The sequence below is a fragment of the Pandoraea sp. genome, from assembly GCF_041919235.1.
Lineage (GTDB): Bacteria > Pseudomonadota > Gammaproteobacteria > Burkholderiales > Burkholderiaceae > Pandoraea.
Genome location: NZ_JAYRUC010000010.1, coordinates 127,557 through 139,525 on the forward strand (window position 1 = coordinate 127,557; position 11,969 = coordinate 139,525).

The window sequence follows — 11,969 nt, forward strand, 5'->3', positions numbered from 1 at the left end:
GCGGCGTTTTTTGTTGCATCATCGGAAATTCGCGGCGGTGTGACGTCAGTGCGCGCCCGTACTGCCGAAGCCGCCGGCGCCTCGATCGCTCTCGGGAAACGCGTCGACGATGTTGAACTGAGCCTGCACGACCGGCACGATCACCAGTTGGGCCAGACGCTCGAACGGATTCAGTACGAACGGATCGTTGCCTCGGTTCCAGGTCGAGACCATCAATTGACCCTGATAATCCGAGTCGATCAGTCCGACCAAATTGCCGAGCACAATGCCGTGCTTGTGGCCGAGACCTGAGCGCGGCAGGATCAGCGCGGCGTAGCCCGCATCGGCGAGATGGATCGCCAACCCTGTCGGCACGAGTACGGTCTGGCCGGGTGCAAGGGTCAGCGGCGCGTCGAGGCACGCTCGCAGATCGAGTCCGGCGCTACCCGGCGTGGCGTACGCGGGCAACTGCGAGCGCAGGCGCTCGTCGAGAATCTTGACGTCGAGTTTCATGGCGTTATGGTGTGATGGAGTAAGGGCGTTGGCGTGTGCGCACCATTGCGTTGAATGCGGCGTAAATCGGTCAAAAAATTCTGTCGGTGACGCGGCATGCCCCGGGGGCATTGACGCTCGTCATTCGGCGGCACGCAGAGAAAATGCCTGCGCGAGCAGTTCGTGCGAGCGCAATCGGGCGCGATAACTGCCGGCGACCGTCAACACGACGATCTCGTCGGCCTTGAACTGTTCCTGCAACGCCAGCACGCGCTCGGTGACGCCCTCCGGGGTGCCGATGATACTACGCGGCCGCTCCCGCGCGATCACGGCCAATTCCCGCTCGCGATACTGTGGCTTGGCCTGCGCGCCTTGCTCAATGCTCGGAATCGGCTCGTTCATGCCGTAGGCCATCTGCACGCGACGCAGGTCGACACCGGCCTCCAGTGCCTCGGCCTCGGCGTCGCTGTCGGCGCAGATGACGAAGACGGCTACCGAACAGTACGGACGCGCCAACTGGCCCGGCACGAAGCGCTCACGATACGCCTGCGTCACGCGATGGCCGTCATGGGCGTTGATGAAGTGGGCGAAGCAGTAGCGCAAGCCGAGTTGCGCGGCAAGCAGGCCGCCGAACTCGCTCGAGCCGAGCACCCACAGCTCTGGGCGTGTTTGCACCGCAGGTTGCAGCAGCACGCCTCGGTAGGGATGATCTTCCGCCAGCGTGTCGTTGAAGAGGCCCGCCAGTTCGGCAACCTGCTGCGGGAAGTGCTCGCCAGCGTCGTATGGCCCTTTCGCGACGGCGCGCGCCGTGCGCATGTCGCCGCCGGGGGCGCGTCCGACGCCAAGGTCGATCCGGTTCGGAAACAGCGCTTCGAGCATCAGAAACTGCTCGGCCAGCTTGAACGGGCTGTAGTAAGGCAGCATGACCCCGCCCGATCCCACGCGCAGACGTTTCGTGACGCTGGCCAGCCGGGCAATCATGACCTCGGGCGCCGGATTGGCCACGCCGCGCAGCCCGTGATGCTCCGCGCACCAGTACCGCGTGTAGCCAAGCTCGTCGGCGGCTTGCGCCAGTTCGACAGTCGCCGCGATGGCGTCTGCCACGCTGTGGCCGTGAATCACGGGCGTTTGATCGAGGATCGACAGCTTGATTTGTGCAGCAGGTGCGTGCGCCATGAGTTCAGTGCTCCAGATCGACGGCATGGGGCAGAGGGCCGTCGAAAACGTAGTCGTACAGATCAGTGACCGCTGCCGGCGGACGAATCCGCCGGTGTCGCGACGGGACCTGCGTGCGGCAGGCGTGCAATCATCAGAATGGCCACGATGCCGCCGAGTGCGCCGCACAGGAAGATCGAGGCGTAGCCGAAATAGTTGGCGACGAGTCCGGCCATCGGGCCGATCAGGCCGAGCGCCAGATCGAAGAACGCCGAATAGGCCGCCAGCGCGGCGCCCCGGTTCTGGGGGGGGACTTGTCGCAGCGCTTCCACGCCCAAGGCTGGGAACACGAGAGAGAAGCCCACGCCCGTGAGTCCCGCGCCAATGAGGGCCATATCCGGGCTCGCCGCGCGCCACAACAGGAACTGGCCGATTGCGCTGAAGACCAGCGAGCCCATGGCGACGCGGCGGCCACCGAAGCGATCGACCGCGTGGGCGAGCGCGATGCGCATGCCGATGAAGCAGGCGCTGTATAGCGTGAGGGCATAGGCGGCGCCCGGCCAGCCGTGGCTCGCATAGTAGAGCGTAATGAAGGCGGCGATGACCGCGTAGCCGATGCTGCCCAGCGTCATGGCGAGACCTGGGCGCCACACGAGCCCTACAACCCGCAAGAAGGGCAGCCGATTCCCGCCCACGGGGGCGGCAGGCGGCAGTCGCAGAGCGATCGCGAAGGCCACCGCAGGCAGCGCGATATTCACGAGCGAGACCACGGTAAAGCCCGCTGCCTGCAACAGATAGGCCCCGAATGGCGCGCCGGTGGCGATCGCCGTGTACATCGACACGCCCTGCCAGGAAATGGCCTTGCTTGCATGCGCTGCGCCGAGCAGGCCGATGCCCCACGACATGCCGCCCGTCAGGAGCAGGCTTTCGCCGAACCCAAGCACCACGCGTCCGGCGAGGAGAATGCCCAGCGCGAGCGCGGCGTTGGGCACCATCGAAGCGACGAGATAGAGCACACCTGCGGCGGCGCAGCCGCACAGGCCGGTGAGCACTGCGCGGCGAGGGCCTCGGGTATCGACGGTGCGTCCGGCGTAGGAGCGCAGCAGCAGCGTGACGACCGACTGGATGCCGATGGTCACGCCGACCGCAAACGAGCCATAGCCGAGTGTTTCATGGACGTAGACCGGCAGCACCGGCAGCGGCATGCCGATCGTCATGAAGCCGAAGAACATGATCCCGGCGAGCATGCTCAGTGTCCCGTAGACACTGACGGCGGGCCGCGCGGGTGTTGGTGGTTGCGTCATCTTGATTGTGATCGTGTGGCGATGGCTGCCGGGGCCGAAGCGCCCGCAGTGGACGGTCGTAAGACCGTGAGGCCTCGAAGCCGCGAAGTCGCGAAGTCGTGAGCCTGACGTTGCCCCTTAGTTGCCCTGTATTGGCCTGCCTGCCCGCGACGCCGGACGACGTCGGACGCCGCCGATGGCGAACCGGAAACCGGTGAAGCGGTGAGACCGGACATCTGTCAGCCCGGGGCGCGCGAAGGGAGTCGTGCGGCGATTTCGACGATCAGGCTGCGGGCGAGCGATTGCTTGTCGGCGCGCGGCAGACGCTTCTGCCCGGCCTCGTCGAAGAGTATGACCTCGTTGTCGTCCTGACCGAACGTGGCGGGGCCAAGATTGCCGACGAGCAGCGGCACCTGCTTGCGTTTGCGCTTGTGTGCGCCGTGCGTCTCCAGATCGCCCGACTCGGCGGCGAAGCCCACACAGTAAGGCGGCGTTGGCAACTGGGCCACGGCGGCGAGAATGTCCGGGTTCTGGACGAATTCGAGCGTCGGCACGTCGGCGTCGCCCGTCTTCTTGATCTTGTCGCGAGCCACGTCGCGCACGCGCCAGTCGGCCACGGCCGCGACCGCGATGAAGATATCGCTGCGCGCGGCATCGGCCATCACCGCGTCGTACATTTGCTGCGCCGTCTGGACGTTGCTGCGCGCGACCCCGTAAGGCGTTGCCAGCGCGGTCGGTCCCGCGATCAGATGGACCTCGGCACCGGCCTGCGCCGCCGCGCGCGCGAGCGCGAAGCCCATCTTGCCGCTGGACAGATTGGTCAGGCCGCGCACCGGGTCGATGGGCTCGAAGGTCGGACCGGCGGTAATGAGCACGCGGCGTCCGGCGAGGCGTTTCGGCTGGAAGAAGCCTGCGAGCGCTTCGAAAATGGCTTCCGGTTCAAGCATCCGCCCGTCGCCGATCTCGCCGCAGGCCTGATCGCCACTGTCGGGACCGAGGATCGTCACGCCATCGCCGCGCAGCGTCGCCGCATTGCGTTGGGTGGCCGGATTGGCCCACATCTGACGGTTCATCGCGGGCGCGACCAGCAGCGGACAATCGCGCGCCACGCACAACGTGCAAAGCAGATCGTCTGCCAGGCCATGCGCGAGCTTGGCGAGGAAGTCGGTGGAGGCGGGGGCAACGAGAATGGCGTCGGCCTCACGCGAGAGGTCGATATGCGCCATGTTGTTATCGACGCGGTTGTCCCACTGGCTGGTGAAGACGGGGCGGCCCGAGAGCGCCTGCATCGTGAGCGGGGTGATGAATTGCGTGGCGGCGTCGGTCATGACGACCTGCACCGTTGCACCGGCCTTGATGAGCAACCGGGTCAGTTCGGCCGACTTGTAGCAGGCGATGCCGCCGGTCAGGCCGAGAACGATGGTCTTGCCCGCAAGTTCACCGCGTTCCATGGGAAATACCTCCTCCAAAGTGCCGCGCGGCGCCTCCTGGGCGCCGCGACGGCGTTTGCCTCGAACCGCACAACCCGCGAGTGCCCGTGGCCCCGCGTGGGCGGATCGCGCCGCCGATTCTGCGGCGAACCTGCGATGGCCGCTACTTGCCGCGTCGCACGCGTCGCAGCTCGTCGATCACCAACAGCACCGCGCCTACGCAAATGGCCGAGTCGGCCACGTTGAACGCGGGCCAATGCCAGCCGCCGACGTGAAAGTCGAGAAAGTCGACTACGTGGCCGTAGATCACGCGATCGATCACGTTGCCCAGCGCACCGCCCAGAATCAGCGAGAGCGACAGACAGAACATCTTCTGGCCGTTATGGCGCTTGAGCAGCCAGATGATGACCGTGGCGGCCACAAGACCGAGCAGCGTGAAGAACCAGCGCTGCCAGCCGCCTGCGGCGGCCAGAAAGCTGAACGCCGCGCCCTTGTTGTACACCAGCACCAGATTGAAGAACGACGTCAGCGGATGGAATTCGCCGTACTGGAACGACTTCAGAATCGTGAGCTTGGTGACCTGATCGAGCAGGATCGCAACGACCGCGATCCCGAGCCACGGGGCCAATCCATACGTGGCGCCACTACGGGCACCGCCATTGCTGCGTCGTGCGCCGCTACGGGCGCCTGCTTTGCTTGCCATTATGCCGCGCTCCGGTGTTCGCCGCTGCCGAACAGATTCGACACACAGCGGCCGCAAAGGGTGGGATGGGCGGCGTCTGCGCCCACGTCTTCACGATAGTGCCAGCAGCGCTCGCACTTCTGATGCGACGACGGCGTGACCACCACGCCTTCGTCGGCCTCGGTCGCCACCTGCGTGACCGAAGCCGCCGACGTGATCAGCACGAAGCGCAGATCGTCGCCGAGACTCGCGAGCACGTCGTACTTGCGACCCGAGACGCGCACGTCCACTTCGGCCTGCAGCGACGAACCGATCTGCTCCGCCGCACGTGCCTCTTCGAGTGCCTTGGTGACGTCGCCGCGCACCGTGCGCAACAGGTGCCACTTCTCGAGCAGACGCGAGTTTTCGGCGACGTCGGGATAAGCGTAATACGTTTCCGTGAAAATCGTATCGTTGCCCGGCTGGAACACTTGCCACGCCTCTTCTGCCGTGAACGACAGGAACGGAGCCATGAGCTTGAGCAGGCCGTGGGTGATGTGATACAGGGCATTCTGGGCCGCGCGGCGTGCCGGCGCGTCGGGCGCGCTCGTGTAAAGGCGATCCTTCAGAATGTCGAGGTAGAAGCCGCCCAGGTCTTCGGAGCAGAACGTCTGGAGCTTGGCCACGACCGGGTGGAACTCGTAGCGGTCGTAGTGGCCGAGCACTTCGGTTTGCAGCGACTGGGCCAGCGCGACGGCGTAGCGGTCAATTTCCAGCCATTGATCGGCCGGCATCGCGTGCTTCGCGTGGTCGTAATCGGCCAGGTTGGCGAGCAGGAAACGCAGCGTGTTACGGATGCGGCGATAGCTCTCGACCACGCGCTTGAGAATTTCGTCGGAGATCGACAGTTCGCCCGAATAGTCGGTCGACGCGACCCAGAGGCGGATGATTTCCGCGCCGAGCTTGCCCGCGACTTCCTGCGGGACGATGGTGTTGCCCACCGACTTCGACATCTTGCGGCCCTGGCCGTCGACGGTGAAGCCATGCGTGAGCAGCGCCTTGTAAGGCGGGCGAGCGTCGAGCATCGACGCCGTGAGGAGCGACGAATGGAACCAGCCGCGATGCTGGTCCGAGCCTTCGAGGTAAAGATCGGCCGGGAAGCCCAGTTCGTGCGCGTGCGAGCCGCGCAGCACATGCCAGTGGGTGGTGCCCGAGTCGAACCACACGTCGAGCGTGTCGCGGTTCTTCACGTAATCCTTGGCTTCGTCGCCGAGCAGTTCGACCGGATCGAGTGTCTGCCAGGCTTCAATACCTTCGGTTTCCACGCGCTTGGCGACGGCCTCGAGCAACTCGGGCGTGCGCGGATGCAGCGCACCGGTTTCCTTGTGCACGAAGAACGCCATCGGCACCCCCCATTGGCGTTGACGCGAGAGCGTCCAGTCCGGGCGGTGCGCGATCATGTTGTGCAGACGCTGTTTGCCCCACGACGGGAAGAACTCGGTGGCCTCGATGCCGGCGAGCGCGAGCTCGCGCAGGGTCTTGCCGTCGCCCGGCGCGCCATCGACCGGCTTCACATCCATGCCTGCGAACCACTGGTTGGTCGCGCGATAGATGATCGGGGACTTGTGACGCCAGCAGTGCATGTAGCTATGCGTGTACTTGAACGAGTGGAACAGCGTGCCCGCCTCGCGCAACGCGTCGACGATCTGGGGGTTGGCATCCCAGATCGACTGACCGCCGAACAGGGGCAGGCTGTCCTGATAGCGGCCGTCGCCCAGCACCGGCATGCGGATTTCCGCGTCCGGCATGCCGTGCGCCTTGCACGAGGTGAAATCCTCCACGCCGTAGGCGGGCGCCGAGTGGACGATGCCCGTTCCCGTGTCGGTCGTCACATAGTCGCCCAGGTACACCGGCGAGGTGCGGTCGTAACCGGCATCGGCCGTCGACAGCGGGTGACGGAAGCGGATCAGCGAGAGCGCTTCGCCTTTCGTGCGGGCGATGATCTCGCCGTGCAGGCCGTACGTCTTCAGGCACTCGTCGACGCGCTCGGTGGCGAGAATGAGCAGACCGCGCTCGGTCGAGACCAGCGCGTATTCGACTTCCGGGTGAACGTTGAGCGCCTGGTTCGACGGAATCGTCCACGGCGTGGTCGTCCAGATAACGATATAACCGTCGTTGCGCGGCAGCTTCGGCAGGCCGAACGCCTTCGCGACCTTCTCGGGTTCGGCGAAGGCAAAACCGACGTCGATGGCCAGATCGGTCTTGTCCTTGTACTCGACTTCCGCTTCGGCGAGTGCCGAGCCGCAGTCGAAGCACCAGTTCACCGGTTTCAGGCCCCGGTACACATAACCGTTCTCCATGATCTTCGAGAGCGCCCGAAGCTCGTTCGCCTCGTTCGAGAAGTTCATGGTCTTGTACGGATTGTCCCAATCGCCTAGCACACCCAGACGCTCGAAGTCTGCCTTCTGGCGCTCGATCTGCACGCTGGCGTAGGCGCGCGCCTTCTCCTGCACTTCGCGCACCGGCAGGTGCTTGCCGAACTGCTTTTCGATCTGGATCTCGATGGGCATGCCGTGGCAGTCCCACCCCGGCACGTAGGCGGCGTCGAAGCCGGCGAGGTTGCGCGCCTTGACGATCATGTCCTTGAGGATCTTGTTGACCGCGTGGCCGATGTGGATGTCACCGTTCGCGTACGGCGGGCCGTCGTGCAGGATGAACTTCGGACGGCCTTTGCTGGCGCGGCGGATCTTGTCGTAGATCCGCTTTTCCTGCCATTGCTTGACCCACTGCGGCTCGCGCTTGGGCAGGTCGCCGCGCATCGGGAACGGCGTATCCAGAAGATTGACGGGGTATTTGCTCGGGGCTTTCTTTTCGCTCATGGGGCTTCGCTACGAATTTGGAATGTCGGGTGTGGGGCGCTCGCGCCGGTGGCGTTGCAGACAGCCCTTGCGGGCCGGGCGATGCAACGCCCGGGCTGGTGCCAGTGGCGGCGGCGGGCCGCGCGCGAGGCGCAGGGCGCCGCCGCACGCGGGCGAAGATCAACTAATTCGGTCGGTGGCCGAGGTGGCGAAGTCGCGTCGTGCACTCGGGCCGTTGGCATCGAGCGCATGCGCGAAGTAGGCACGTGCCTCGCGGGTGTCCTGTGCGATGGCCGCTTCAAGTTCCGCCAGCCCGTCGAATTTGGCTTCGTCGCGCAGCTTCTGCAAAAATTCCACGCGCACCAGCTTGCCGTAGCAGTCGCCTGCAAAGTCGAGCAGATGCACTTCGAGCAGCACGCGGCCAGAGTCGTCCACCGTCGGGCGCAAGCCCAGACTGGCCACGGCCGGCACCGGTTTGTCCAGCAGACCGTGCACCTGCACGACGAAAATACCCGTCAGGGCAGGGTGCTTGTGAGCGATGCGCAGATTGAGCGTTGGGAAGCCCAGCTTGCGGCCGAGCTTCATGCCATGCACGACGTGGCCGGTGATGGCGTACGGACGGCCGAGCAGCGCATGCGCGCGCTCGAAGTTGCCGTCGGCGAGCGCCGCACGCACTTCCGAGCTGGAAATGCGGGCGCCGTCGTGCGCAATGGTCGGCATTTGTTCGACCACGAAGTCGAAGCGGCGGCCGGCCTCGCGCAGATACTCGATGTCGCCCGCGCGTTTCGCGCCGAAGCGGAAGTCGTCGCCCACGAGCAGCCAGCGGGTGTGCAAACCGTCGACGATGATGTTGCGCACGAAGTCTTCGGGCGATTGGCCGGCGAAATGGGCATTGAAGTGTTCCACCACCAGCCGGTCGACCCCGTGCGAGCGCAACGCCTCGAACTTGTCGCGCAGATTGGAAATGCGTGCCGGCGCCCGGTCCGGCATGAAGTACTCGCGGGGGTGCGGCTCGAACGTCATGACGCACACCGGCAGGCCGCGCGCGGCCGCCGCGGCGCGCACACGCGCGAGCAGCGCCTGATGGCCCAGGTGCACGCCGTCGAAATTGCCGATCGTGAGCACGCAGGGCGCTTTGCTTTGCGCGTTGGGTAGACCCCGGAAGACTCGCACGATAAAGGAAGCGTCAGTACAGGACGTTGAGTGAGCGTTGGTGGATGAACCGCACGGCGCAGCCGCGAGAGCCCGGCGGCCTGCAGCAACGGGACGAGGCCCGGATGGCGCAGGACGGCCGATCCGACATTGCGGCGCCGCAGAACGTTGAATTATAAACGCTTCGGGGCCATCGCGGCGCATGACGGACCCAATACAGGGTGTCTGGTGCGTCGCACCAATGATAAAATCCCGCGATGAAGAACATTGTCATCCTGATTTCCGGACGAGGCAGCAACATGCAGGCCATCGTCCGTGCCTGTTCCACCGAAGGCTGGCCGGCCCGGGTGGCCGCCATCATTGCCAATCGCGCCGACGCCGAAGGCCTGGCATTCGCCCAGGAAAACGGCATCGCCACGGCCGTGGTGCCCAGTGTGGGCAAGTCTCGCGAGGTGTTCGACGCCGAGCTCGCCGCCGAGATCGATCGCCATCATCCCGATCTGATCGTGCTCGCCGGATTCATGCGTATTCTGACGCCGGAATTCACCGAGCGTTATGCTGGCCGCCTGATCAACATCCACCCGTCGCTTTTGCCGGCTTTCCCCGGTTTGCAAACGCACGCCCGTGCGCTGGACGCCGGCTGCAAGGTCGTCGGCGTCACGGTGCATTTCGTGACGGCCGAACTCGATCACGGACCATACGTGTTGCAGGCCGTCGTGCCGGTGCGGGCGGGCGATACGCCCCAGACACTGGCCGAGCGCATTCTGCCGGTGGAACACGTCATTTATCCGCGCGCCGTGCGCTGGTTCGTGGAAGACCGTCTGGTCGTGGCCGATGGCCGCGTGACGGTCACGCCCGATGCCGACGGCACGCCCGCTTCGCAATGGTTCTTTGGTGAAGACGCATGAGCACACGCCCGACCCAGCGCCGCAATGGCGCACAATCCACCGATGGCCGCACCGGTGGCCGTACCGGTGGCAAGTCGTTCGATTCCCGGTCGTCCCATTCGAACAAGGCGGGACGAGGCGGCCGTCAGGGCGATCGCCGTCAGGACACCCCGGTGAGCGCGAGCGCACGCATGCGCGGCGACCGCCTGTCGCCGGCACTCTTCGAACATACGCAATTGCTGCTCGGCAGCGTGCTCAAGTTCACCGGGCCGGCCGACACGCTGGTGAGTACCTACTTCCGCGCCAATGACAAGCTGGGCCATCGCGAGCGCGGCGTGCTTGCCGAGACAGTGTTCGCGATTCTGCGCCGCAAGCTTGAATTCGGCCAGCATGCCGAGAGCGGCAACGGGCCGCTGGAGCGCCGTCTGGCATTGCTGGGCCTTGCGTTCACACGCGGCATCACCTCGGTTGAGCTGGTTGCGACACCCGACGAGATCGCCTGGCTCGAACATGTTGGACAGATCGATCCGGCGAGTCTCTCCGCCCGCGTGCGCACCAATTTACCCGCGTGGCTGTACGAGCGACTGGCGAAGCGCTTCGGCGCGACCGAACTCGAAGCGCTCGCTGCAGCCCTCAACCAGCCCGCGCCGCTCGATTGCCGCGTGAACGTGGTCAAAGCGAACCGGGACGATGTGCTTGCGCAACTGCGTGCCGACGGCTTTTCGGCCGAGCCGACGCCCTTTGCCCCCAACGGCATCCGGCTGGCGGGCAAGCCCGCGTTGCAGAAGCACCCGTTGTTCGTCTCGGGCGCGATCGAAGTGCAGGACGAAGGCAGCCAACTGTTGTGCCAACTCGTCGCGCCGCGTCGCGGGGAGATGATCGTCGACTTCTGCGCCGGGGCCGGTGGCAAGACGCTCGCCATCGGCGCGCAGATGCGCTCCACCGGGCGACTCTACGCGTTCGACATCTCGGATAAACGCTTGGCGAAGCTCAAGCCGCGCCTGGCTCGCAGCGGTTTGTCGAACGTCTATCCGGTGATGATCGACAGCGAGAACGACAGCAAGATCAAGCGCCTGGCGGGCAAGATCGACCGAGTGCTGGTCGACGCCCCATGCAGCGGGCTCGGCACACTGCGCCGCAACCCGGACCTGAAATGGCGTCAGTCGCCGCAATCGGTCGAGGAGCTCACGCAGAAGCAGGCGTCGATCCTCGCGAGCGCGGCGCGGCTGGTCAAGCCTGGCGGGCGGCTCGTCTACGCCACGTGCAGCCTGTTGACCGAAGAGAACGGCGCCATTGCCGAGGCGTTTGCGAGCGCTCACCCCGATTTCGTGCTGTTGTCGGCGAACGAGTTGCTTGCATCGCAGAAAATCGGACTCGACACGGGCAAGTATCTCGAACTCCTGCCGAACCGCAACGCGACCGACGGCTTTTTTGCCGCTGTGTTCGAGCGTCGTCCGGCCTGAGGTCGATTTCCGGCATTAGCCAACTACAGAACGAGAGATAGCGATGCAGGAAAGCCCGGCTTTCGCGAGGTTGGTGCGAGACGTCGTCCACGACTTCGGCGACGCGCAGATCATTTGGCAGATCGGGGCGCTGGCGGGAGCGCTGGTCGTCGCCTTCGTACTGCGGCACTGGATGATCGGGCGGCTCGAGCGCCATTTCGAGCGCGTCGCGCCCTCGCGCAGGGCGGGGTCGTCGAGTCTGCGCCGCTCGTTTTTTCCAATGTTCGGCTGGATGTGTGTGGCGCTCACGCGTGTGGTGCTTCAGGACTACATGCGCGTCTCGCTGCTGCGGCTGGCCGAGGTGCCGTTGTTCGGCACCGCGCTCATCTACCTTGCGTTCTACTTCGTGCGCCGGTTGTTTGCCTCGTCGCCGCATGCCTACGGGCTGCTGAAGGTCTTCGAGCGTATCTTTACGACGCTTGCCTGGCTGGCGATGCTGGCCTACGTGCTGGGCGTGCACGACGACATCCTCAATTGGCTGGGCAGCGTACGCTTTGCGGTGGGATCGAGTCATCTGACCTTGCTTTCGATCGTCTCCGGTCTGCTCTGGATCGGGGTGACGCTGGTGCT

General features: G+C 65.3%; 9 protein-coding genes and 1 pseudogene. 3 read left to right on the plus strand and 7 right to left on the minus strand.

Annotated features, from left to right (window positions below):
* Positions 1-45: 45 nt before the first annotated feature.
* From dut to ACE3UG_RS10390, 7 genes are all read right to left on the minus strand, one after another.
* Complete coding sequence (gene dut, locus ACE3UG_RS10360) at positions 46-492, minus strand: dUTP diphosphatase (RefSeq protein ID WP_374623193.1); 447 nt, start codon at positions 490-492, stop codon at positions 46-48.
* A 120-nt stretch (positions 493-612) separates the two neighbouring features.
* Positions 613-1,647, minus strand: a complete 1,035-nt coding sequence (locus ACE3UG_RS10365; RefSeq protein ID WP_374623196.1) for an LLM class flavin-dependent oxidoreductase — start codon at positions 1,645-1,647, stop codon at positions 613-615.
* 62 nt (positions 1,648-1,709) lie between these two features.
* Positions 1,710-2,930, minus strand: coding sequence for an MFS transporter (locus tag ACE3UG_RS10370; RefSeq protein ID WP_374623199.1), 1,221 nt, complete (start codon positions 2,928-2,930; stop codon positions 1,710-1,712).
* A gap of 218 nt (positions 2,931-3,148) precedes the next feature.
* Positions 3,149-4,360 carry a bifunctional phosphopantothenoylcysteine decarboxylase/phosphopantothenate--cysteine ligase CoaBC gene (gene coaBC, locus ACE3UG_RS10375; protein ID WP_374623202.1) on the minus strand — a complete coding sequence of 404 codons (1,212 nt, stop codon included), beginning with the start codon at positions 4,358-4,360 and terminating at the stop codon, positions 3,149-3,151.
* A 142-nt stretch (positions 4,361-4,502) separates the two neighbouring features.
* Complete coding sequence (gene lspA / locus ACE3UG_RS10380; protein WP_374623204.1) at positions 4,503-5,042, minus strand: signal peptidase II; 540 nt, start codon at positions 5,040-5,042, stop codon at positions 4,503-4,505.
* Positions 5,042-7,879 (minus strand): isoleucine--tRNA ligase, encoded by a 2,838-nt coding sequence (ileS, locus tag ACE3UG_RS10385; RefSeq protein WP_374623206.1) that lies wholly within the window; start codon positions 7,877-7,879, stop codon positions 5,042-5,044. The genes lspA and ileS overlap by 1 nt, the downstream gene beginning before the upstream one ends.
* Positions 7,880-8,038: 159 nt before the next feature.
* Positions 8,039-9,031: a bifunctional riboflavin kinase/FAD synthetase gene (locus ACE3UG_RS10390; protein ID WP_374623208.1), complete on the minus strand. Its 993-nt coding sequence runs from the start codon at positions 9,029-9,031 to the stop codon at positions 8,039-8,041.
* A 236-nt stretch (positions 9,032-9,267) separates the two neighbouring features.
* Here ACE3UG_RS10390 and purN point away from each other — a divergent pair, with 236 nt between their 5' ends.
* The 3 genes and pseudogenes from purN to ACE3UG_RS10405 form a co-directional block, all read left to right on the plus strand.
* Entirely contained in the window at positions 9,268-9,918 is a 651-nt protein-coding gene (gene purN, locus ACE3UG_RS10395) for a phosphoribosylglycinamide formyltransferase (protein ID WP_374623211.1), read from the plus strand.
* A gap of 170 nt (positions 9,919-10,088) precedes the next feature.
* A complete protein-coding gene (locus tag ACE3UG_RS10400) occupies positions 10,089-11,360 on the plus strand; it encodes an RsmB/NOP family class I SAM-dependent RNA methyltransferase (RefSeq protein WP_374623287.1) in 1,272 nt (423 codons plus the stop codon).
* 43 nt (positions 11,361-11,403) lie between these two features.
* Positions 11,404-11,969 (plus strand): annotated as a pseudogene (locus ACE3UG_RS10405) (mechanosensitive ion channel protein MscS); the annotation flags it as partial.

Bases quoted from the DNA above. Each gene is read 5' to 3' on its own strand.
- dut (WP_374623193.1), bottom strand. From the start codon at position 492: ATGAAACTCGACGTCAAGATTCTCGACGAGCGCCTGCGCTCGCAGTTG.
- ACE3UG_RS10365 (WP_374623196.1), bottom strand. From the start codon at position 1,647: ATGGCGCACGCACCTGCTGCACAAATCAAGCTGTCGATCCTCGATCAA.
- ACE3UG_RS10370 (WP_374623199.1), bottom strand. From the start codon at position 2,930: ATGACGCAACCACCAACACCCGCGCGGCCCGCCGTCAGTGTCTACGGG.
- coaBC (WP_374623202.1), bottom strand. From the start codon at position 4,360: ATGGAACGCGGTGAACTTGCGGGCAAGACCATCGTTCTCGGCCTGACC.
- lspA (WP_374623204.1), bottom strand. From the start codon at position 5,042: ATGGCAAGCAAAGCAGGCGCCCGTAGCGGCGCACGACGCAGCAATGGC.
- ileS (WP_374623206.1), bottom strand. From the start codon at position 7,879: ATGAGCGAAAAGAAAGCCCCGAGCAAATACCCCGTCAATCTTCTGGAT.
- purN (WP_374623211.1), top strand. From the start codon at position 9,268: ATGAAGAACATTGTCATCCTGATTTCCGGACGAGGCAGCAACATGCAG.
- ACE3UG_RS10400 (WP_374623287.1), top strand. From the start codon at position 10,089: ATGCGCGGCGACCGCCTGTCGCCGGCACTCTTCGAACATACGCAATTG.